The following is a 21,111-nucleotide window of genomic DNA, read 5'->3' as shown; positions in this document are numbered from 1 at the left end:
TTTTTCACTATGCTCCCCCTTTTCCTGACTGTTTCAAGAGGGAAGTAGCTAATTCGGGATAACCGGCCTCAATTAAAGCCTGATCTCTGATACGGCAGGAATCGCATAAACCGCAGGGTTCAACTTCTCCTTGATAACAAGACCAAGTATCAGCAATGGGAACCCCCAAACTAACAGCACGACGGACGATATCTACCTTACTATCCATCACCAAAGGGGCAATTAATTGGGGTGCTTTCCCTTCTAAACCCGCTTTTGATGATAAATTAGCTAAAGTTTGAAAGGCCTCTAAATACTCGGGACGACAATCGGGATAACCGGAATAATCCACCGCATTAATTCCTAAATATATCGCCTCCGCTTCCCTTGCTTCCGCTAAAGAAAGAGCGATCGAAATAAAAACTGTATTTCTCCCCGGTACATAGGTAATCGGGATAATATTCGGGTTAATTCCCTCTTGGGGAATAGCAATAGATTGATCCGTTAAAGCGGAACCTCCCCACAAAGATAGATTGACTTCGATCAGATGATGTTCTTTAATTTCGAGGAAATTAGCAATTTTTTTCGCTGCCGCTAATTCCCGCTCGTGTCTTTGTCCATAACGAAAGGAAAGGGCGATTAATTGATAACCAGCCTCTAGAGCGATCGCTGCTGTTGTCGCTGAATCTAATCCCCCAGAAAGTAAAATAATCGCCTTTTTTGTCATTATCCTAATGTCACCTGTGCTTGTTGATAATTAGCTACTAAGATAAATTGTTTTAGCCACCGCGAACCTAACAAAATCTCCTGAATTGCCTCCCCTGCAAAGACGGGAATTTCGTATTCCTGACCATCAATTCTTACTCTGCCTAAATATATATCAAAAAATGCTTCTCCTTGAGCGGTGCGTAACTTATCTTGGTTTAAAAATGGCCATTCAAGACTGCGAGCATCTTGGTCATTCATAACACAAAACTCCGTGAAACCAGTATCTAGCATAGCTTCTACAGGTAACACCAGACCATTAGGGCTGACTAAATCGATATCAAAATAAATTTGACCATTTTCTCCAAATCTCCCTTCAATCATATTCTGCCACTAACTCCAGTTTCATTAATTCCAAAGATATGATGGATTTTGTCGGGATATTTTGCCCTGGCTTTTTTACTGGCCACTTCTTTGTCGGGATCGATAAAATAATCGCCGCTATCGGGTTCGATCGCAATGTACCAACCATAATAATGTTTCATTAACCGGGGCTGTAAACTCTGAAAAATCGGCCAACAACGATGATAAAATTCTAATTGTCGGGCGCGATGTTTGGCCTTTTCTTCCTCTGTAGATTGAATCTCCGGAAAAACTCGACCACGACGCACTACTCGTTCAGAATTGTTGTTAGACATAGTATTTAACCTCTTGTTAGTAAATTAGGGTTTGGGAATTATGAATCATGAATTGGGGAGATGGGGAGACCACTTCATGCGCGACGTTCGGCGATGCTCAGTCGAGCCGTTGCGGGGGGAGACCACTTCGTGCGCGTTGCGGGGGGATATGGGAGCAGGAGAAAAAAGCTGATAACTGATAACTGATAACTGACTAGCGGACACCTAAAAACTTATGGGTTTGGAGACTGAGGCGCCATTGGGGATGCTGGAGAACATAATTAAAGACTAACTCTTTGCTTTCTACTTTATTCCATTCAGGTTGTAGATATTTAATCACCCCTTCCGATAACTTACTTTCCTGCATAGCTGCCCAGTCTAAATCCTCTGGATTAGCCACGACAATTTTTAACTCATTTACCCGTGCATAAATAGTAGGATCGGGCATTTTATAGGTTTTAGGAGAAAAAGTCACCCAATCGAAAACCCCAGTAAAAGGATGAGCGCCAGAAGTTTCTAAATGTACCCGTAAACCCTGATTTTTTAATTCCTTGGTCAAAGGATCAAGATTGTGCATTAAAGGTTCACCCCCGGTAATCACCACCATAGCGGGGTTAGCCCCTTTTGCCATCTCAACCAATTCCCCTAGGGATTGTTGGGGATAACGGTGGGCATTCCAAGACTCTTTTTGGTCGCACCAAGGGCAATAGACATCGCAACCTCCCAAACGGAGGAAAAAAGCATTGCTTCCCGTCCAAAAGCCTTCGCCCTGCACGGAATGGAAAGTTTCGACCACAGGATAGGTACAATGGTTTATGCTAACCGTTTTCATAGAATTAGTATTATAGAAAATATGGACATTCCCCTGAACTTCGCCAAATACACCCAATGGTCTGGTATTGCCACGCTGGTTTTTTTGGTACTTACGATTATCGCTTTTCTCGTCGGTTGGGGAATCCGCTTTCGTCTCGTCGGCGTCACTAGCTTTATGGCCGTGTTGACGGTCGGGATTTTCGGTCTTGGGTTGGGACTGTTTACCCGTACCGAAATTCCGGGAGCGGTGAGATTCTCCCTTGTCTATGATAACGGAGCTAATCAAGCTGTTATCTCCCTGCCCAATACTGTTACTGCCGAGCAAGTGGAAGCAACCCTAAAACAAGCCGCTAGTGACTTGTTTTCCTCCGGTCGCGCCGGTGCTGGCGGTAATAATCAATTTATCATTAGCGCTCGCACTCTCGTTCATCCTCAGCCCGGTTTATCTGCTCCTTTGTACTTGGGACAGATTAAAAAATCCTTCTCCGCCCCGGGGGATAATACACCTGAACTACAGCTTTTTCCCGAAAGTTTCGCTAAAATTAGCCAATAATCCTTGAGGTTGTCAAAAAATGTCCAATGCTGTCGCTGTTTTGCCCCTGTTAATCGCCCCCGCACAAGTGATTCGGGGTGACAATGCCCTAGAAGAATCCACCGGCAAGTTAGCGGATTTGGGTAAACGTCCCCTGGTGGTGGGCGGCGATCGCAATTTAGCTTTTTTGTCATCTCCCCTGAAAAATCTCACTCCTAGCTATCACAGTTATGCCCCCGATTGTTCGGAAAATTCCCTAGCATATTTAAAGGCATCTGTCAAGAGTCATGAGGCAGATTTTATCATCGGTGTGGGTGGCGGCAAAGCCCTCGATACGGCCAAATTACTCGCCCATCAGTGCCATTTGCCGATCGCCACGATTCCCACCTCCGCCGCTACCTGTGCCGCTTGGACAGCCCTATCTAACGTCTATTCCGATGCGGGGGCGTTTCTTTACGATCTGTCCCTAGCCCGTTGCCCGGATTTATTAATTCTCGATTACGGTATTATCCAAACTGCCCCGAAAAGAACCTTAATCGCTGGTATTGGCGATGCGATCGCTAAATGGTACGAAGCTTCCGTCAGTAGCGGTCATTCCACAGAAACCCTGATCATTGCCGCTGTCCAACAGGCCCGGGTTTTGCGGGATATCCTTTTCCAAAAATCCCCGGCAGCTCTGGAAAATATCGGCGGGGAGGACTGGAAACAGGTGGTAGATGCCACCGTTTTATTAGCCGGAGTAATTGGTGGTTTAGGGGGTGCTAATTGTCGTACCGTGGCCGCCCATGCAATTCATAATGGTTTAACCCATATTCCCGCTTGCCATCACGCGCTCCACGGGGAAAAAGTCGCCTACGGCATTCTCGCCCAATTGCGTCTAGAAGAAATAGTTTTGGGTAATCAATTAGCAGTATCGGCCCGGGGGCAACTAATCCAATTTTATGAACAAATTGGTTTACCGAAATCCCTAGAGGATTTAGGATTAAGAGATGTTTCTCTTGCCCAGTTGCGCCACGCGGCCGCAATTGCCTGTCAGCCTAATTCGGACATTCATCGTTTACCTTTTACGGTTTCCCCCGAACAAGTTATGGCGGCCATGGTTTCTACTACCACTGCCGATACAATCGGGCAGAAAGTTAAGGCTAATTAACGGGAATATTTTCGGGACTGATTAATAAAATTCTCACCTATAGCCCTAGGTTTTGAGCAGCAAATCAATCACAGCGCTCAACTAAACCATCCTGAAAGTCCCCCAAGCCTGAAAATCCTGATGCTGACAATTAAAAGAATAATCACCCTTCAATTGTGGGTTGGGTTGAATGATAGTGAAACCCAATAGGGAGTAAGCGTTGGCGGTGGTGCGTTCCCAAATACAAATTAATGTTAAAGCCACAATGGTTTGAGGGAACGCACCCTACAGGCTCATTCTGAATAGGACAAAAATAAATGGAAGGAGTAAAAAAATGCCGACGATAGATCTAGAGAAAACACGGCAAGCCTGGACAAACTTAAAGCCAATACTCTTTATACCCCGTAGCGAATCAGAATATGAACAATTAGTAATTATGTTAGATAATTTGATAGATGAAATAGGAGAAAATGAAAATCATCCTCTTGCTTCTTTAATGGAAATTTTGGGAATATTAATAGAAAATTATGAACAGGAAAATGTTCCCCAATTATAAATGGTAGGGGTGGTGCGTTCCCAAATATTGGTTAACCTTGAAATTGTCATGTTTTCAGGGAAGACACCCTAGGCAGGGATGCAATCGCCCTAAATCCTTATCTGGCAAAAGACTTAATTGATTAGTTCGTTCTAGTCGGGTGTTGGGTAAAATCGGTAGCGATAGGCTTTCTCCATGGCTCAGGTTTTAGCATACACCGTGTAAATGCGCTAGTATTTAAACTAAAGCCGTCCTAAAAAGACGGGGTTTGGGAATCAATTTTTCGATGACGACAATAATCGACGAGTTAAGGCAACAATGGCAAGATCGCCTCTCTCAAACAGAGGATTCCTTAACCGAGCGCCAACGGGATACCATTATCAATTGGTTGCTCGGTGAAGATAGCCAACGTTGGGAAACTTTGGACCAGAGAGATTTAGAAATCGCTAAACGGGGATTAGTCTATCTTTGGCAAATTCTGCGGCAACGCTATCTGAAAGTTAGTCCCACCCGCGCCTATCGTAACCTGATTGATCGTCTCGGTGCTTGTGTCACTCTCCGGCAAAAAATTCGCACTTGGGTTTCCTTAAGTCGCGATCGTCAGCAAGCGGTGGCCGATGTCTTGCAAGAAATTATTCAAGAAATGTTAAATAGCGATCGCTATCTGCAATCCCAGTTAACATGGATCGCTCGTTGTACCAACGATCAAGCTACTCGCAATCAGCTGCTGTTAGCCACCCTAGAGGAATACGCCCTGCGTCCGATCCGCAATCAACCCCTGTTAGCCTATCGTTTTGTTAATTATCTCCGTCGTCAATCGAGAAGCGGTATCACTAATGTGCCGCGGCAAGAAATGATCCGGATTCTCTCCGATGAAATTAGTGGCGATGAGGGGGAAAATAACTTAAGTTTACTGGATCAAAATGCGATCGCTACCTACGAAGATCAACGCACTTCCCAAGAAGCGCAAATTCTCCGGGTAAAAGTTCAGGAGAGTTTTGCTAGGTATCTAGAGGAAAATGTTAGTCCGGAGGCGGTGACTTGGTTTAACCTCTATCTAGGGGGCGAAAACCAAGATGCGATCGCAAAGGCCATGAATATTCCCGTCCAACGGATTTATCGTCTCCGGGAAAAAGTTGGCTATCATGCGATTAAGGTTTTTGCCCTCAAGGAAGAGACAGGATTAATCAGTGAATGGTTACAAATCAGCCCCAAAGAGCATAATTTTGGCTTAACTCTCAGTCAATGGCAAAGTTTCTATGCTGCCCTTTCTCCCACGGGTAAAAGCGTTATCGATGGCTTAAAAGCGGGTAAAACCCTTGAGGAAATCGCTGGCGAATTAAACTGTAAACGCACACAAGTGGTCAAAGAATGGACGCAACTTTATCTAAGCGCTCAAAGTCTCAGGACAAAAACCTAATCAGTTATCAGTTATCAGTTATCAGTTATCAGTTATCAGTTATCAGTTATCAGTTATCAGTTATCAGACTTGAGTTTTAAGTTCACTGTTTACTGTTTACTGAACACTGAAAAAAATCTCCCCACACCCCACTCCCTACTTCCCCAATTCATAATTCCTAATTCATAATTCATAATTACCATCCCCTTTTTGATTTTTGACTTCAAGAAATATGTGGATTATTAGCAAAAAAGTCGGGGTATTTACCCATTATTTAACCTCTACGGGGACATTTACCCCCAGCATCGACAAAGCCAGTAAATTTTCTGCTCGGGAAATGGCGGATATTATGGCTAAAAAATATGGGGGAATAGTCGAGGCAATGAGATAATTATGACCATTGGTATTTGGATTTTAGGGGATCAATTATGGACAGGACAAGCGGCCTTAGCTAATTGTCAAGCCTATTCACAGGAAACACCAGTTATTTTAATTGAATCCCACAATCATATTCGACAAAGACCCTATCATCAGCAAAAATTAGTTTTAATCTGGTCGGCGATGCGTCATTTTGCCGAAGAATTAAAAACTTTAGGATGGTCTGTCACCTACGAAGTTGCTGAAGATTTTGAACCAATTTTATCTGCTTGGATTAAACGATTAGGCATTAAAGAATTACAGATCATGATGCCTAATGATTTGCCTTTTCTTAGATTAATTAAAAATCTCAATTTAGACTGTGCTATAAACATAATTGATAATAATCACTTTCTCTGGACAAGGACAGATTTTAATAATTGGGCTAAATCTCGTAAAAGACTATTACTAGAGGATTTCTATCGAGAAAGTCGCAAAAAATGGCAGATTTTAATCGAGGATAATCAACCCATAGGAGGACAATGGAACTTTGATAAACAAAACCGCAAACCGCCCAAGGATGGATTAAAAACAACTGATCCTCTTTGGTTTGAACCCGATGAAATTACCCTTCAGGTTATCGCTGATGTGGAAGCTTTAGATATTCCTAAATATGGAAAAATCAAACCTTTTCGCTGGGCAGTAAACCGCAGACAAGCTTTACAGGTTTTGGAGCATTTTATTACTAATTGTCTGCCCAACTTTGGACCATACCAAGATGCGATGGTAACGGGAGAAGAAACCCTCTGGCATTCCCTACTATCTCCCTATCTGAATCTAGGATTGCTAACGCCTTTGGAAGTGATTCAAGGGGCAGCAATTGCCTATAAAAAAGATAATTTAGCCCTAAATAGCATCGAAGGATTTATCCGTCAGGTGTTGGGATGGCGGGAATATATGCAGGGAATTTATCATTATTTGGGAGAAGATTACGCTAATGGTAATTGGTTTGAGCATCAACAACCCTTACCAGCTTTCTTTTGGGATAGTAAACAAACCGAGATGAATTGCCTCAAACAAGTATTATCACAGGTGGAAAATACTGGTTATGCTCATCATATTCAAAGATTAATGATTTTGAGCAATTTTGCCTTAATTTTTGGTTGCTCTCCCCAAGAGATTGAAAACTGGTTTCATAGTGTTTTTATCGATGCCTACGATTGGGTAATGCAGACTAATGTACTGGGAATGGGACAATTTGCCGATGGGGGAATTCTCGCCTCCAAACCCTACGCCGCCTCGGCCAACTATATTGATAAAATGAGTGATTATTGTCGGGGTTGTCTGTATAAAAAAAATCAACGAGTCGGGGATTTAGCCTGTCCTTTTAACTTTCTTTACTGGGATTTTTTGGCACGACATCGAGAAAAACTAAAATCCCAAGGTCGAGTTAATATGATTTTAGGTCATCTCGATCGAATGTCGGCAGCTGAACTTAATCAAATGCGCTGTCAGTCCAACCAATTAAGAGCTATCAGCAGTCAGCTTTGAATCAGTTATCAGTTATCAGTTATCAGATGCCAGTTTTTAGTTCACTGATTACTGTTTACTGTTTACTGCTCACTGAAAAACCCCCCAAACCCAGTATGATAATTGCTATATGAGTAAATCAAAGGAAAAAAACCGGATTGCCTATCAGGAATTTGGAAATGAAAGCAATTCTCAAGCTTTTGAGCGTTCCATTCCCGAATTACCCCCGAATCAGCAGAATTTGCGAGTACAAACCTCCCGATCTGGTCGGGCGGGAAAAACCGTTACCATAGTTACAGGTTTTCAATGCCAAACCGAAACTCTGACGAAATTGTTAAAACAGTTAAAAACCGCTTGTGGAACGGGTGGTACAGTGAAAGAAAATACCATTGAGATCCAAGGAGATCATCGCCAAAAGATTCTACAAATTCTCGTAGAATCGGGTTACAAAGCCAAAATTAGCGGAGGATAGCTAAAAATGATGATTCCCTCTTGGTTGCTTATCGGTGTCGTCGGATTTTTGGTAGCGTTAGCTGGGGGATTACTCAATTCTCGCGATGTGCGTTGGTTTGCGCGTTTGCGTCGTCCCGATTGGTTAACCTTTGAAGGATTAATCCCTCTTATCTGGACAATTATCTATATTTGTGGGGCAATTTCTGCTTATTTAGTCTGGGAAGCTCAACCGGCTAATCGCTGGTTTTTGATGGCTTTTTATCTGTTGGTGGAATTGACTATTACTGCCTACACTCCCGTCACCTGTAAACTACGCAGTCTCAAAGCGGGAACGATTATCGGAGGTACGGGTTTTTTCTTGGGTTGTCTTCTGGCGCTCTTGGTTTTCCCTGTTTCTTCTTGGGCGGGCATCCTACTCTTACCTTACCTGATTTGGAGTCCGATCGGTACCTATGTGACTTGGGAAATGAGTCATCTCAATCCTCGGGATGTATAGATAGGGAAAGTGGGATGGGTTAAAAATTAACACATCCCACAGATATTATTGCCATCTACCAACTTGAAAATCTAGACTGTTTTTTGCGCTCCAACTCGCTCTACCTTTACCTTGGCAGGACTGGAGCAATCAAGGAAGTTAGGAACCTCCTGACGACAGTGAGGACAATACCAGTAGGCACGACTAGCCACAAGGTGACGAAGGGTAATTCCCGAACATATAGGGCAGCTGTGCATGGATTGTTAGCAGGATTTTAAAAGCTTTAAAATTGTCCCACCTCCTGAAATAATCCTAAACAAAATCGCCGCTCTTTAAATCTATCTTTAGGTAGAAACCCAGTGTTTCTTTCGGTACATTTCCTGGAAAATACCTAAGAATGAGGACGGAAAAGATGGGAATGTTGCGGGTGATAAAGTTGCGATCGAGTTCCTGTAATCTGGTTTAAAGCGGGACTAATTAGATAAAGGGTAGTTCTAGTTAAATTTTCCCGATGGGTTAATTGGGCCATTTCTGACAGGGGGACAACCCAGATTTTTTCGTCGGGCCAACCGAGACGGAAACAAATGGCCACCTGTTGCTCTGGCTGGTAGTATCGTAGGAGTTTTTCCTGGGCTTTGTCAATGTGACGGGCGGCTAAATATAGGCATAAACTGGCTTTATGGGCGGCTAAAGAGGCTAATTCTTCACTTTCTGGTATATGAGATGCTTTTCCTTCCACCCGGGTGAGAATAATTGTCTGGACTAATTCGGGAATCGTTAATTCTAGGGCCAATTTGGCCGCTAATCCTTGAAAGGCACTAATTCCGGGGATTAGCTGAAAGGGGATATCTGCTGCTGTCAAAAGCTCAATTTGCTCTTGGATGGCACTATAGAGACTTAAATCCCCCGATTGCAGTCGCACCACCGCTAAACCCTGACGCACGCGATCGATCATTAAAGGGATAATTTCTTCTAGGGTGATGCTACTGGTGGGAATTAACTCGGCATCTTTAGGAGTGTCCTCAAGAATCTGTTGGGGGACGAGGGAATCAGCAAAGAGGATGACATCGGCTTTTTGGAGAATTTTATAGGCTTTTACCGTCAATAATTCCGGATCTCCGGGTCCTGCACCAATAAAGTAAACGGCCGGGGAGAGCGCAGAGGAGTCCATTAAAGTCATACTAAATCCTGTTTACAAGGGGTGTGGGGTGTGGGGAAGTGGGGAAGTGGGGATGTGGGGAAGTGGGGTGTGGGATGTGGGGAGAATAAATAAAAACAATCTCCTGAATACTGTCTCCTGACTCCTGAATCCTATCATTAACCTGAACATTTGTATTTAATTAGGGTGAATGACTATAATTAATGATAAAGCACGGTCAGCATTAACAATGATTAGCGATCAATCCCTCCCCCCCCAAAATATTGAAGCGGAAGAATCTATCTTAGGTGGCATTTTACTAGATCCAAAAGCTTTAGGTAGAATCAGTGATTTTTTAATTCCAGAAGCTTTCTATGTGAAAACCCATCAAGATATTTATCGTGCGGCACTTGCTTTACAAGGGAAAGGAAAACCGACGGATTTAATGACGGTTAGCAGTTGGTTACAAGATAATCATCTGCTGGAAGAAATCGGGGGGATGCCGCGATTGTTACAATTAATTGAGCGCACTGTCTCGGCTGCCAACATCGATCGCTATGCTGAATTAGTGATGGATAAATATATGCGTCGTCAGTTAATTTCCACCGGGGGAGAAATTATCGAGTTAGCCAGGGATACGACGCTAGAATTAGAAAATGTTTTCGATGAATCGGAACAAAAGATTTTTCGTCTCACCCAAAAACGACCCCAGGAGGGTTTAATTTTTCTGGGGGATACTTTAATCGAAACTTTTAACGAAATTGAGAAAATGCAGGAGACGACCACTCTACCCGGTATCGAAACTCAATTTTATGATCTCGATGCGATGACCAGTGGTTTACAACCCTCGGATTTAGTTATTATCGCGGGTAGGCCTTCCATGGGAAAAACTTCTTTTGCTCTTAATATTGCCTATAATATCGCTCAACAGAATTTACCTGTGGCTGTCTTTAGTTTGGAGATGTCTAAGGAACAATTAGCCCAACGTTTGTTATCGAATGAGGCTAAAATTGAAAGTAATCGGATTCGCTCTGGCCGTTTGGGACAAAATGATTTAGAGAAGGTTCTTGGGGGACTAGAAAAGTTATTAAATTTGCCCATATATATCGATGACAGTGCCAATTTAAGTGTAATTCAAATGCGTTCCCAAGTGCGGCGTTTACAGGCAGAAAAAAAGGGACAAATGGGATTAGTTTTAATCGATTATCTGCAATTAATGGAAGGGGGAGGTGATAATCGCGTTCAGGAAATTTCTAAAATTACCCGCAGTCTTAAGGGTTTAGCGAGAGAAATTCATGCTCCGGTAATTGCTCTTTCTCAGTTAAGTCGTGCTGTGGAATCTCGCAATAATAAAAGACCGATGATGTCCGATTTACGCGAGTCGGGATGTTTAGCGGGTGATAGTTTAGTTGAGTTAGCTGATCCTCGTGCTAAAGTGCCAATTCGTCAGTTAGTGAATTGCTCTAATTTTACGGTTTTTGCTCTTAATGAGGAAACAATGAAATTAGAAAAAGCACTGGTAACTAAGGTCTTTTCCACAGGATTTAAGCCAGTTTTTCGATTAACAACTCGTTTAGGTCGCACGATTAGAGCTACAGCCAATCATCAATTTTTGACTGTCCACGGTTGGCAAAGATTAGATGAATTAAATATTGGTAATTATATCGCTTTACCTCGCTTTTTACCTAGTTCGCAATTACAAACTATGAGTAATACTGAATTAGCCTTATTAGGTCATCTAATTGGTGATGGATGTACCTTACCACGTCATAGTGTTCAATATACGACTAAAGAGTTAGATTTAGCCAATTTAGTTGCTTCTTTAGCGATACAAGTATTTGATAATCGAATTAAGCCTCGAATTAGTCCTGAACATCAATGGTATCAGGTTTATTTAACAGCGAATTATCCCTTAACTCATAATATTAAAAATCCTATTTCTCAATGGTTAGAACGTCTAGAAATTTGGGGGTTACGTTCCTATGAAAAATTCATTCCTCCTCAAGTTTTTGAGCAAACTCAATCAGCAATAGCCTTATTTTTACGTCATCTTTGGAGTACCGATGGTTCCCTTAAATTGGTTCAAGGAAAATCACCTCGTCCTATGGCTTATTATTCTAGCAGTAGCTTAAGATTAGCTCAGGATGTACAATCGCTTTTACTAAGAGTAGAAATTAATGGAAAGCTATCGAAACACTCACAAACAGGAAAAGGACGAGATCAATACCATGTTACAATAACAGGTAAATCAGACTTGAAGAAATTTACTGAGATTATCGGTGCTGTTGGCAGCTATAAAACCCAGTCTTTACAAGAAATAACTACTTATCTTCAAAATCACCAAGCTAATCCTAATAAGGATATCATTCCTAATGATATCTGGCGACTATATGCTGTACCCGCTATGGAACAAAGTGGTTTAACTACACGACAAATGCAAGCTGCACTGGGTAATCAATATTGTGGGACAAGTTTATACAAATCAAACTTAAGTCGAGAAAGAGCCAATAAATTAGGAGACATTCTTGAATGTTCCCAAATACAGCACTTAGCGGATAGTGATATTTACTGGGATGAAGTTATGGCAATTCAAGCGGATGGAGAGACAGAAGTGTATGATTTAACAGTAGATAAACTGCATAACTTTATTGCCAATAATATCATCGTCCATAATAGTATCGAACAGGATGCGGATTTAATTATGATGTTATACCGAGATGAATATTATAACCCCGATAGTCCCGATCGAGGTGTGGCCGAAGTAATTATTACTAAACACCGTAATGGTCCCACTGGCACGATTAAGCTACTTTTTCAACCGGAATTTACCAAGTTTCTTAATCTTAAACAAAGTCGCTCTAATTATTAAAATGAAAGCAACTATTAATTATAAAAAAAACAATTGGCTCTTAATACTTTTGGCAATTATCCTAACTCTCGGTGTGGTTTTTCGTTTGGCAAATATCGATAAAAAAATCTATTGGCATGATGAATCCTACACCACGATTAGAACCACTGGTTATCAAGCAAAGGAAATCGCTGATACTATCTTTCAAAATCGTCTTTTATCTACCACAGAATTAGGAAAATTTCAACAACTTAAACCCGAAAGTAATGTTTTTGATACGATTCAATCTCTCGCTAAAGAAGACCCTCAGCACCCACCTTTATACTTTATTATCTCTCGCTATTGGGAAAAAATATTCGGTTTTTCTCCCGTTTCTTCCCGCAGTTTAGCGATTGTTTTTAGTCTTCTCTCCCTGCCATTTATTTACTATCTATCTCTAGAATTATTTGCGTCAAAGTTAACGGCAGTTTTAGCAGTAATTTTCTTGGCACTGTCTCCAATTGATATAATATTTGCTCAAATGTCTCGTCAGTATAGTCTTTTAGTTTTGTTAACGATAATCAGTCAATTAATGCTGTTAAAATGCCTCAAAAAAAGAACTCTTGTTAATTGGTCTTTATACACCTTCTCTAATACTCTCGGACTCTACACCCATCTCTTTTTTATTCTCAACTTATTTGCTCAAGCAGCCTTTATACTTTGGTATCTTGTTATGAAACCAGAGCGAAAAAATAACTTGATATTTTTCCTGTTATCTGGGTTAACAATGATAATTTTATATATACCCTGGTTACGGTTTTTTTTAACTAACTCTCAAAGGGCCTTTAACTCCACCAGTTGGGCTGCCGTTAACTATCTCGATTGGGGATTGTTCGGTAAATTATGGCTCTTAACTTTTACTTCTCCATTTAGCGATAGCGATTTTGGTTTTAATAACATCTTCACCTATATATATAGACTAATTTTTTTAATCTTAACTATCTATGCTTTTTATCGAGTTTATCGCTACAATAACCCCATAGATTTTACTTTTCTGATTACCTCAACCCTAGGACCTTTCCTAGCTTTAGTCATTCCCGATCTAATTTTGACTACCACTAGATCAACTGTCACCCGTTATCTAATTGCATCCTTTCCCACTATCTATATAACTGTGGCTTTTTTCTTGTCACAATTGCTTAATCAAGGTAGAATTTTCGGTAAAATTATCTTGATTTTTTTGTTAAATGCTAGTATAATATCGAACTTTAATAATGCTCTTTCCGAAACCAGTTGGGCAAAAGTTCCTAGTTATTGGAATGGAGAAGTTGCCAGAAAAATCAATGCTGTACCCAATGCCATTATTATCAGCGACGAAGGTAATGACTGGACTAACTTAGGTGATTTGCTTTCCCTTAATTATCGTCTTAATTCTGATGTACAATACTTCCTGACTACCACTAACCCCGATACCGATAAGTTAAAAGAAGTCCTAGAAATTCCCCGGACCAACTTATTTCTTTTTCGTCCTTCCAATCGGTTATTACTGGCCCTAGATCAATTCGATATTCGTCTTGATTATTTCTATCCTCAAGGTCAATTGTCGCAAGTGAAGAAATAGGTAAATATATATTTTGGGTCAATCTAGCCTGAAAGAGTTGAGCAAAGCTGTTATCATAACCAGTTAAAAGCGTTAATCTTCACCTTTAACGAAATGACTTTTCTAATTCCGACCAGCATTTGGCGGCAAATTCTTAAAAAGCTCCCCATACTACTATTTTTAGCATCTTTTCTAATAGTCCTACTATTAGGCTATTTTTCTGCTGCTTTCTCTCAAAGTCGGGATGGCGATATCCGCGGTGTTTGGATTACCACCAACGATACTGCGATGCTGATGGACAGGGATAAACGACAACAGGCGATCGAGCAATTAGTTAATCTTAATTTTAATGCTATCTATCCCGTGGTTTGGAATTCCGGTTATGCTCTCTATCCCAGTGCGATCGCTCAACGGGAAGGAATACAGCCTTTTGTGCCTACGGGAGCGCAGGGACAAGATATCTTGGCAGAATTGGTGGAACAAACCCGTGGAAGGGGATTATTAGTCATTCCTTGGTTTGAATTCGGATTTATGGCCCCTCCCACCTCAGAATTAGCCTTAAAACATCAGGACTGGTTAACCCAAAAACGCGACGGAGGGACTACTTGGGTGGGGGCAGCCGGTGAGGTGGTGTGGTTGAATCCCTTCCGTCCCGAGGTGCAGAATTTTCTGCGGGAATTAGTCTTGGAAGTGGTGGGACAATACGATATTAACGGCATCCAATTCGACGATCATCTGAGTTTACCCAACGAATTCGGCTATGATCCCTATACTATCGCCCTTTATCAACAGGAAACCGAAAAAACGCCTCCGGCTAACCCCCGGGATCCCGAATGGACAAAATGGCGGGCCGATAAAATCACTGCTTTTCTGGCTAATCTCAAAGAATCAATTCAGGCAATTAAACCGAATATACTGCTTTCGATCGCCCCTAATCCCTACGAATTCGCCTATAATGGTCATTTACAGGATTGGCTCGGTTGGGTGCGGCAAGGATTAGTCGACGAGTTAATTGTACAGGTTTATCGTCCCGATCTGCCCAGTTTTCTCAAACAAATAGAGCGTCCCGAAATTCAGGAAACCCAGCAAACTATCCCCACCGGTGTGGGAGTTTTGACCGGTTTACGCAATCGACCGATTGCCCTACCCTTTATTGAAGAAAAGGTGTTGGCTGCTCGTCAACGGGGTTTAGGGGTGATTTTCTTCTTTTATGAAAGTCTCTGGCAGCAAGCTTTGGAACCTCCAGAAACCAGAAAAGCGGCAATTCAAGCGATGTTTTCCCAACCCATTACTCCCCGTCTTCCCGTGCTGGAAAATATTCCCTTAGTTAGTACACCTGAACCTGTTGACCAGCCAGAACCAACCCCCACACCTCCCCCCTTAGCGCCGGACGGGATCGAAATTCCTGTAATTCCCCCTCCGGGTAGTTAATAGCAATTTTTGCCCACAGAGTCAATGCCACTGGTCGCTTGAACCCCCCCCCTGAACGGTTACAAAATTATTTTCATTGAAAAATTTGGGTCTGAAACCCTGCCGTTTTACGGCGGCTTTACTGTCAAATATGAGCATCGTTTACAAAATATGTGTTAGAATGTGAGACATGGAAAAAGCCTATTCTTACCGATTTTACCCAACACCCGAACAAGAGTCGCTATTGCGGCGCACTTTGGGCTGTGTAAGATTGGTTTACAATAAAGCTCTCCATGTCAGAACACAAGCATGGTACGAAAGACAAGAAAGAGTAGGATATACTGAAACTTCTTCAATGTTGACCGAGTGGAAAAAGCAAGAAGAATTAGACTTTCTCAATGAGGTAAGCTGTGTACCCTTACAACAAGGGTTAAGACATTTACAAACAGCTTTTACTAATTTCTTTGCTGGTCGTACTAAGTATCCTAACTTTAAGAAAAAACATCAAGGAGGAAGTGCCGAATTTACCAAATCTGCTTTTAAATTTAAAGACAAACAAATCTATTTAGCCAAATGCACAGAACCCTTACCTATTCGATGGTCAAGACAAATACCAGAAAGCTGTGAACCAAGCACGGTAACAGTCAGATTACATCCATCAGGACGCTGGCATATTTCAATTAGATTTGATGACCCAACGATTAAGCCTTTACCAGTAACAGATAAAGCCATCGGAATTGACTTAGGAATTAGTAGCCTTGTCATTACCAGCGACGGCGATAAAGTATCTAATCCCAAGCATTTTAAGAAACATTATCGGAGACTGCGAAAAGCGCAAAAAAATCTTTCTCGAAAACAGAAAGGCTCAAAGAATCGGGAAAAAGCGAGAATCAAAGTAGCCAAGATTCACGCTCGAATCACCGATAACAGAAAAGACCATTTACATAAGCTAACCACTCAATTAGTTCGTGAAAACCAAACGATTGTAGTTGAGAATTTAGCCGTCAAGAATATGGTCAAAAACCCGAAATTATCTCAGGCAATATCTGATGTAAGCTGGGGAGAAATTACCCGACAATTAGCCTATAAATGCCGTTGGTACGGCAGAAATTACATCGAAATAGATAGATGGTTTCCTAGCTCTAAAAGGTGTAGTAATTGCGGGTATATTGCTGAGAAAATGCCGTTAAATGTTCGAGAATGGGATTGTCCAGACTGTGGGACTCACCATGACCGAGATATTAACGCCAGTAAAAATATTTTGGCCGCAGGGCTTGCGGTGTCAGTCTGTAGAGCGACCATAAGACCAGAACAGAGTAAATCTGTTAAGGCAGGTGCGAAAAATCCTTCGGGAAAGAAGCAGAAACTCAAATCGTGAGGTTTGGGAATCACCGTCCGTTTACGGCGGTGAGGATGTCAAGGGTGGTTTGGAATGGGGGGATATTCCAGATTATAGAGATTTATCGTGCGATCGCCGATCTTGTGGCCTTGGGTATGACGTAAAAATTTAGGGTTCGGAGAGTGGGCTTCTAAGCTGACATCAGGTAATCTTTGAGTTCGGGATATTTGGGAAATAAGCTATCAATACTGGCGAGTTTTGCCTTATATTCCAAAGCCGTACCAATAATGATGCGGTCAAAGGGATCTTTGTGAACGGGAGAGAGATTAACCGCTTTTAGGGTAATTTCTGGAGTTAAAGGTAATAATTCAATGCCTGAAGGGGTTAGGGCATCGAGAAGCCATTGTTGGATGGGAATATCCAGTGCTAAACGACCTTTTTGATGGGCCAAAGCCATTTCATAACAAGAAATGGGGGATACTCCTACGCTATCGGCTTGTTGAATCTGGGCTTTCCATTCTAGGGGAAATTGCTCAAAGTTTTCATTGATATACCAAAACCAAATATGGGTATCAAGGATGATCATTTTAGGCATTCCCAATCTTCTTGATCCACGATAGGACTGACAATATCCCCTAAGGTTTTGCCTTTACCGATTAAATGAGCAGGGGTCGTGCGTTTTACTTGGGTCGAGAGAGATGGTTCTTCTTCAATGATAATGATGGCGCGAATATTCTGTGCTTTGGGCTTTTCCCCTAGCCATTGGATGCGATCACCTTGGATGGTCACGTCATAATGTTTGAGCATGGTTAAGGTTCTCTAATAATTCTCTTAACTAAGTCTATAATATGACAATGAGAGTCTAAATGTGTTGATAATGACTATTAATTGAAAGTTGTAACAGTCGTTCAGTTATGGAATACTGATGGGATGAAGCAAAACGACTTACTAATCTTCTTAAACACGGTATAGATTTAGCCGATGTTCCCGCCGTTTTCGATGGGGACCTTTTAACGGTTGAAGATGATCGTCTCGATTATGGAGAGCAGCGTTTTGTTACATTGGGTTTACTAAAAGGGCGAATTATTGCCGTTGTCCATACTGAACGTGAGGATTACACTCGTATTATTTCTGCAAGAAAGGCAACGAAATATGAACAACGAACCTACTTTAAGCAACTCTCAAACTGATTGGCAACGATTAGACGCAATGAGCGACGAAGATATTGATTTGTCAGACTGTCCAGAAATTACACCTGAAATGTTTGCTAAATCCGTAGTGCTGCGAAGTGTCCCCGTAACCAAGGCCAAAGCTGAAGTTACTCTCTCCATTGATAATGATGTATTCGAGTGGTTTAAATCTCAGGGAAAAGGCTATCAAACACAGATCAATCAGTTGCTTCGAGCCTATATGGAAGCGCACCAATAACCATTAAATCTATAGCTTGATTATTATTTCTAATTGACCCCAAATTCTTGATCAGTAGTTCCATATTATTTTTACCAATCACACCGAGAGGATAACTAATTTTTTAAAGGTGGACAAAATGCCCACCCTTAACACTATTGTAAACTGCTAGTTAACTGACTTTTGGCCTTAGCTAAAGCTTCGCTTAACTTACTAGCATCCCGTCCCCCAGCTTGAGCTAAATTGGGACGACCACCACCACCACCAGCGCAGATTTTAGCGATCACACCGATAAATTTACCCGCTTGTAAACCCTTATCTTTAATCACCCGGGGACTAAAAGCGGCCACTAAACTCACTTTATCAGCTGCGGGAGTCGAGGCCAAAATCACTGCCCCTTCCCCTAATTTTTGCTGTAGTCTTTCGGCTGCGGCCATCAAAGCATTAGCATCAATATCGCCCAAAGAAGCGACTAATAGCTTAAATTCGCCGATAGATTCAGCTTGAGATAGCAAAGCATCCGATTTATTTAGTGCTAACTCCTGTTTAACCGCTTCTAACTGCTTTTGTGTCCCCTTTAACTCCGATTGTAGGGCCGTAATGCGATCGGGAATTTCCAGAGGTTTGACCTTAAAGCGATCGCATAAATCCCGTACCACCTGATCCCGTTCATTCAGGTATGCTAACACGGCAGGGCCGGCCACCGCTTCGATGCGACGAATTCCCGCAGCGATTCCCGTCTCGGAGATGATTTTAAATAAACCGATCTCGGCGGTATTTTTAACGTGAGTTCCCCCGCATAATTCCATAGAAACGCTAGGAATATCGATAACTCGCACTTCTGAGCCGTATTTCTCGCCAAACATGGCAATAGCTCCCTTTTGCTTCGCTTCTTCCAATCCCATCACCGCTATCTGGGTGTCATGCGCTTCGGCAATCCAAGTGTTAATCTGTTCTTCCACCTGTTGCAATTCAGAGCTAGTCAGGGGACGAGGACAGTTAAAATCAAAACGGAGGCGCTCAAAACTGACGAGGGAACCCGCTTGGGAAATCCCGGCATCGACAAGCTTTTTCAGGGCTGATTGTAGCAGATGGGTGGCGGTATGATTAGCTTGAGCGCGACGACGACAGGAGCGATCGATCTGAGCATTAATTGTATCGCCGGTGGTGACGACTCCCCGCTCAATCCGACCAAAATGGATAAAAATCCCCGATTCTTTCTGCACATCCTCAACGCGGATAAGCAGATTATCGCCAGTTAAATAACCCTTGTCACCGATTTGTCCACCCGATTCGGCATAAAAAGGGGTTTTATCGAGAACTACCTGCACCTCAGTGCCTGCTGCGGCCGATTCCACCGTTTTACCAGCGACTAAAACCGCCGTTACTGTTGCGGTTGCTTGCAAATCTGTATAACCGAGAAATTCCGTCGGGTGAATATGTTCCGCCAGCTTATCTAAACTACCCTGTACCGTCAAATCTATGGTTTCGTGGGCGGCTTTTGATCTTTGCTGCTGTTTTTTCATTTCCTGCTCGAAACCCGCCGTATCGACGCTTAAACCCTGCTCCTCGGCGATTTCTTGAGTGAGTTCGAGGGGGAAGCCATAGGTATCATAAAGGGTAAAGGCATCGACTCCCGAAATCTGGCTTTTTTCTTTTTCTAGAATCGATTCGAGCAGTTTCTCGCCTCTTTCTAGGGTTTCTAAAAATCTCGCTTCCTCTCGCTCTAATTCTGCCTTGATCACCGTTTCTCGTTCCCGAACATTGCCATAGACGGACTCGGAAAGAGCGATCGCAACTTCCGCCACTTTGGTGATAAATTGACCTTCAATACCGATTAAACGCCCGTGCCGTACTACTCTGCGAATCAGACGACGCAGGACGTAACCTCTGTCATTATTCGATGCTGAGATACCATCCGCTATCATGTGTACTACCGAACGCACATGATCGCCGATGACTTTTAGGGAAACTTTCGTTTTTTCATCCGCTTTCTGGTAGTCTATGGCTGCTAACCGGGCCGCTTCGGCGACAATCGGGAAAATTAGGTCAGTTTCGTAGTTATTGCCGACTTTTTGCAGGATTTGCGCCATCCGTTCCAAACCCATCCCCGTATCGATATTTTTATTCGCTAGGGGTGTCAGATTGCCGTCCGCGTCGCGGTTATACTGCATGAAGACGAGGTTATAAAACTCGATAAAACGGCTATCATCCTCTAAATCGATGGTTTTATCCCCTAATTCCGGGTGAAAATCGTAGTAAATTTCCGAACAGGGACCACAGGGACCCGTGGGACCCGATACCCAAAAGTTATCCGCTTCGCCCATTTTTTGGATACGATGGGCAGGAATGCCGATTTTATCGCGCCAGATAGCGAAAGCTTCCTCATCCTCTTTAAAGACACTAACGACTAATCTTTCGGGGGGAAGGTTAAAAACTTCTGTGGACAATTCCCAGGCCCAGGCGATCGCTTGTTCTTTAAAATAATCACCAAAGCTAAAATTGCCTAACATCTCAAAAAAAGTATGGTGTCTAGCAGTCCGGCCGACATTTTCGATATCGTTGGTGCGAATACATTTTTGGGAAGTGGTAGCGCGGGGAAATTCCGGGGTCTTTTGCCCTAAGAAAATCGGTTTAAAAGGGAGCATTCCCGCAATAGTCAGCAAAACGGTGGGGTCTTCTGGGACTAGAGAGGCACTAGGGAGAATTTTATGGTTTCTGGCCGCAAAAAAGTCTAAAAATCGCTGGCGAATCTCGCTTCCGCTTAGGTGGTTACTCATAGAAGATGTCAGTTAGTCAGAAAAAT

At 42.4% G+C, this 21,111-nt stretch carries 23 protein-coding genes; 14 read left to right on the top strand and 9 right to left on the bottom strand.

Going from position 1 to position 21,111, the window contains the following annotated elements:
* Positions 1-7: 7 nt before the first annotated feature.
* The 4 genes from queC to myaer_RS08050 all read right to left on the bottom strand — a co-directional run bounded on the left by queC (position 8) and on the right by myaer_RS08050 (position 2,193).
* Positions 8-706 (bottom strand): 7-cyano-7-deazaguanine synthase QueC, encoded by a 699-nt coding sequence (queC, locus tag myaer_RS08065; protein ID WP_046661713.1) that lies wholly within the window; start codon positions 704-706, stop codon positions 8-10.
* Positions 706-1,068 (bottom strand): aspartyl protease, encoded by a 363-nt coding sequence (locus myaer_RS08060; RefSeq protein WP_046661712.1) that lies wholly within the window; start codon positions 1,066-1,068, stop codon positions 706-708. Before myaer_RS08060 ends, queC begins: the two co-directional genes overlap by 1 nt.
* Positions 1,065-1,382, bottom strand: a complete 318-nt coding sequence (locus myaer_RS08055) for a hypothetical protein (RefSeq protein WP_046661710.1) — start codon at positions 1,380-1,382, stop codon at positions 1,065-1,067. The genes myaer_RS08060 and myaer_RS08055 overlap by 4 nt, the downstream gene beginning before the upstream one ends.
* Before the next feature lie 193 nt (positions 1,383-1,575).
* Complete coding sequence (locus tag myaer_RS08050) at positions 1,576-2,193, bottom strand: 7-carboxy-7-deazaguanine synthase QueE (RefSeq protein ID WP_046661709.1); 618 nt, start codon at positions 2,191-2,193, stop codon at positions 1,576-1,578.
* On the opposite strand from myaer_RS08050, the gene myaer_RS08045 reads away from it, so the two are divergent.
* The 3 genes from myaer_RS08045 to myaer_RS08035 all read left to right on the top strand — a co-directional run bounded on the left by myaer_RS08045 (position 2,170) and on the right by myaer_RS08035 (position 4,391).
* A complete protein-coding gene (locus tag myaer_RS08045; protein WP_002750188.1) occupies positions 2,170-2,727 on the top strand; it encodes a Ycf51 family protein in 558 nt (185 codons plus the stop codon). The two genes, myaer_RS08050 and myaer_RS08045, sit on opposite strands and share 24 nt — an antisense overlap.
* 19 nt (positions 2,728-2,746) lie before the next feature.
* A complete protein-coding gene (locus myaer_RS08040) occupies positions 2,747-3,856 on the top strand; it encodes an iron-containing alcohol dehydrogenase family protein (RefSeq protein WP_002750186.1) in 1,110 nt (369 codons plus the stop codon).
* Positions 3,857-4,169: 313 nt separating this feature from the next.
* Complete coding sequence (locus myaer_RS08035; RefSeq protein WP_046661708.1) at positions 4,170-4,391, top strand: hypothetical protein; 222 nt, start codon at positions 4,170-4,172, stop codon at positions 4,389-4,391.
* Positions 4,392-4,522: 131 nt separating this feature from the next.
* Here the strand turns inward: myaer_RS08035 and myaer_RS22660 are convergent, their stop codons facing one another.
* Positions 4,523-4,567 (bottom strand): helix-turn-helix domain-containing protein, encoded by a 45-nt coding sequence (locus myaer_RS22660; protein ID WP_110980728.1) that lies wholly within the window; start codon positions 4,565-4,567, stop codon positions 4,523-4,525.
* A gap of 89 nt (positions 4,568-4,656) precedes the next feature.
* Here myaer_RS22660 and myaer_RS08030 point away from each other — a divergent pair, with 89 nt between their 5' ends.
* The 5 genes from myaer_RS08030 to myaer_RS08015 all read left to right on the top strand — a co-directional run bounded on the left by myaer_RS08030 (position 4,657) and on the right by myaer_RS08015 (position 8,605).
* Entirely contained in the window at positions 4,657-5,790 is a 1,134-nt protein-coding gene (locus tag myaer_RS08030; RefSeq protein WP_046661707.1) for a HetZ-related protein 2, read from the top strand.
* Positions 5,791-6,001: 211 nt separating this feature from the next.
* A complete protein-coding gene (locus myaer_RS21585; protein ID WP_170915472.1) occupies positions 6,002-6,160 on the top strand; it encodes a hypothetical protein in 159 nt (52 codons plus the stop codon).
* 2 nt (positions 6,161-6,162) lie between these two features.
* The gene (locus myaer_RS08025; RefSeq protein ID WP_046661706.1) at positions 6,163-7,677 is read left to right on the top strand and encodes a cryptochrome/photolyase family protein; all 1,515 of its coding nucleotides are present in this window, start codon (positions 6,163-6,165) and stop codon (positions 7,675-7,677) included.
* A gap of 109 nt (positions 7,678-7,786) precedes the next feature.
* Positions 7,787-8,128 (top strand): translation initiation factor, encoded by a 342-nt coding sequence (locus myaer_RS08020; RefSeq protein ID WP_046661704.1) that lies wholly within the window; start codon positions 7,787-7,789, stop codon positions 8,126-8,128.
* 9 nt (positions 8,129-8,137) lie between these two features.
* Complete coding sequence (locus myaer_RS08015; protein ID WP_046661703.1) at positions 8,138-8,605, top strand: TspO/MBR family protein; 468 nt, start codon at positions 8,138-8,140, stop codon at positions 8,603-8,605.
* Between the two features lie 370 nt (positions 8,606-8,975).
* Here myaer_RS08015 and cobM read toward each other — a convergent pair whose 3' ends face one another.
* Positions 8,976-9,764: a precorrin-4 C(11)-methyltransferase gene (gene cobM, locus myaer_RS08010; RefSeq protein ID WP_046661702.1), complete on the bottom strand. Its 789-nt coding sequence runs from the start codon at positions 9,762-9,764 to the stop codon at positions 8,976-8,978.
* A gap of 208 nt (positions 9,765-9,972) precedes the next feature.
* Here cobM and myaer_RS08005 point away from each other — a divergent pair, with 208 nt between their 5' ends.
* The 4 genes from myaer_RS08005 (at position 9,973) to myaer_RS07990 (ending at position 16,937) form a co-directional block, all read left to right on the top strand.
* A complete protein-coding gene (locus myaer_RS08005) occupies positions 9,973-12,591 on the top strand; it encodes a replicative DNA helicase (RefSeq protein ID WP_046661701.1) in 2,619 nt (872 codons plus the stop codon).
* Between the two features lies 1 nt (position 12,592).
* Positions 12,593-14,170, top strand: a complete 1,578-nt coding sequence (locus myaer_RS08000) for a glycosyltransferase family 39 protein (protein ID WP_046661700.1) — start codon at positions 12,593-12,595, stop codon at positions 14,168-14,170.
* Positions 14,171-14,263: 93 nt separating this feature from the next.
* Positions 14,264-15,580, top strand: coding sequence for a family 10 glycosylhydrolase (locus myaer_RS07995; protein WP_046661699.1), 1,317 nt, complete (start codon positions 14,264-14,266; stop codon positions 15,578-15,580).
* Between the two features lie 169 nt (positions 15,581-15,749).
* The gene (locus myaer_RS07990) at positions 15,750-16,937 is read left to right on the top strand and encodes an RNA-guided endonuclease InsQ/TnpB family protein (RefSeq protein WP_046661698.1); all 1,188 of its coding nucleotides are present in this window, start codon (positions 15,750-15,752) and stop codon (positions 16,935-16,937) included.
* Between the two features lie 151 nt (positions 16,938-17,088).
* On the opposite strand, the gene myaer_RS07980 is transcribed toward myaer_RS07990, so the two are convergent.
* A complete protein-coding gene (locus myaer_RS07980) occupies positions 17,089-17,484 on the bottom strand; it encodes a type II toxin-antitoxin system VapC family toxin (RefSeq protein ID WP_008205811.1) in 396 nt (131 codons plus the stop codon).
* A complete protein-coding gene (locus myaer_RS07975) occupies positions 17,481-17,705 on the bottom strand; it encodes a hypothetical protein (protein WP_046661696.1) in 225 nt (74 codons plus the stop codon). The genes myaer_RS07980 and myaer_RS07975 overlap by 4 nt, the downstream gene beginning before the upstream one ends.
* A gap of 161 nt (positions 17,706-17,866) precedes the next feature.
* Here myaer_RS07975 and myaer_RS07970 point away from each other — a divergent pair, with 161 nt between their 5' ends.
* Positions 17,867-18,088 (top strand): BrnT family toxin, encoded by a 222-nt coding sequence (locus tag myaer_RS07970; protein WP_232306232.1) that lies wholly within the window; start codon positions 17,867-17,869, stop codon positions 18,086-18,088.
* Positions 18,051-18,326 (top strand): BrnA antitoxin family protein, encoded by a 276-nt coding sequence (locus tag myaer_RS07965; RefSeq protein ID WP_046661695.1) that lies wholly within the window; start codon positions 18,051-18,053, stop codon positions 18,324-18,326. Before myaer_RS07970 ends, myaer_RS07965 begins: the two co-directional genes overlap by 38 nt.
* 134 nt (positions 18,327-18,460) lie before the next feature.
* On the opposite strand, the gene alaS is transcribed toward myaer_RS07965, so the two are convergent.
* Complete coding sequence (gene alaS / locus myaer_RS07960; RefSeq protein ID WP_046661694.1) at positions 18,461-21,085, bottom strand: alanine--tRNA ligase; 2,625 nt, start codon at positions 21,083-21,085, stop codon at positions 18,461-18,463.
* Positions 21,086-21,111: the final 26 nt, after the last annotated feature.

The organism is Microcystis aeruginosa NIES-2549, from assembly GCF_000981785.2.
In the GTDB taxonomy this organism is placed as follows: domain Bacteria; phylum Cyanobacteriota; class Cyanobacteriia; order Cyanobacteriales; family Microcystaceae; genus Microcystis; species Microcystis aeruginosa_C.
The sequence above is the reverse complement of the archived record's forward strand: the minus strand, read 5'-3'. Positions and strand labels throughout refer to the sequence as shown.

Bases quoted from the DNA above. Each gene is read 5' to 3' on its own strand.
- myaer_RS08000 (WP_046661700.1), top strand. From the start codon at position 12,593: ATGAAAGCAACTATTAATTATAAAAAAAACAATTGGCTCTTAATACTT.
- myaer_RS21585 (WP_170915472.1), top strand. From the start codon at position 6,002: ATGTGGATTATTAGCAAAAAAGTCGGGGTATTTACCCATTATTTAACC.
- myaer_RS08020 (WP_046661704.1), top strand. From the start codon at position 7,787: ATGAGTAAATCAAAGGAAAAAAACCGGATTGCCTATCAGGAATTTGGA.
- myaer_RS07990 (WP_046661698.1), top strand. From the start codon at position 15,750: ATGGAAAAAGCCTATTCTTACCGATTTTACCCAACACCCGAACAAGAG.
- myaer_RS07995 (WP_046661699.1), top strand. From the start codon at position 14,264: ATGACTTTTCTAATTCCGACCAGCATTTGGCGGCAAATTCTTAAAAAG.
- myaer_RS08045 (WP_002750188.1), top strand. From the start codon at position 2,170: ATGGTTTATGCTAACCGTTTTCATAGAATTAGTATTATAGAAAATATG.
- myaer_RS08055 (WP_046661710.1), bottom strand. From the start codon at position 1,382: ATGTCTAACAACAATTCTGAACGAGTAGTGCGTCGTGGTCGAGTTTTT.
- cobM (WP_046661702.1), bottom strand. From the start codon at position 9,764: ATGACTTTAATGGACTCCTCTGCGCTCTCCCCGGCCGTTTACTTTATT.
- myaer_RS08040 (WP_002750186.1), top strand. From the start codon at position 2,747: ATGTCCAATGCTGTCGCTGTTTTGCCCCTGTTAATCGCCCCCGCACAA.
- myaer_RS08060 (WP_046661712.1), bottom strand. From the start codon at position 1,068: ATGATTGAAGGGAGATTTGGAGAAAATGGTCAAATTTATTTTGATATC.
- myaer_RS08030 (WP_046661707.1), top strand. From the start codon at position 4,657: ATGACGACAATAATCGACGAGTTAAGGCAACAATGGCAAGATCGCCTC.
- myaer_RS08035 (WP_046661708.1), top strand. From the start codon at position 4,170: ATGCCGACGATAGATCTAGAGAAAACACGGCAAGCCTGGACAAACTTA.
- myaer_RS07965 (WP_046661695.1), top strand. From the start codon at position 18,051: ATGAACAACGAACCTACTTTAAGCAACTCTCAAACTGATTGGCAACGA.
- myaer_RS08025 (WP_046661706.1), top strand. From the start codon at position 6,163: ATGACCATTGGTATTTGGATTTTAGGGGATCAATTATGGACAGGACAA.
- myaer_RS08015 (WP_046661703.1), top strand. From the start codon at position 8,138: ATGATTCCCTCTTGGTTGCTTATCGGTGTCGTCGGATTTTTGGTAGCG.
- queC (WP_046661713.1), bottom strand. From the start codon at position 706: ATGACAAAAAAGGCGATTATTTTACTTTCTGGGGGATTAGATTCAGCG.
- myaer_RS07975 (WP_046661696.1), bottom strand. From the start codon at position 17,705: ATGCTCAAACATTATGACGTGACCATCCAAGGTGATCGCATCCAATGG.
- myaer_RS08050 (WP_046661709.1), bottom strand. From the start codon at position 2,193: ATGAAAACGGTTAGCATAAACCATTGTACCTATCCTGTGGTCGAAACT.
- alaS (WP_046661694.1), bottom strand. From the start codon at position 21,085: ATGAGTAACCACCTAAGCGGAAGCGAGATTCGCCAGCGATTTTTAGAC.
- myaer_RS07980 (WP_008205811.1), bottom strand. From the start codon at position 17,484: ATGATCATCCTTGATACCCATATTTGGTTTTGGTATATCAATGAAAAC.
- myaer_RS08005 (WP_046661701.1), top strand. From the start codon at position 9,973: ATGATTAGCGATCAATCCCTCCCCCCCCAAAATATTGAAGCGGAAGAA.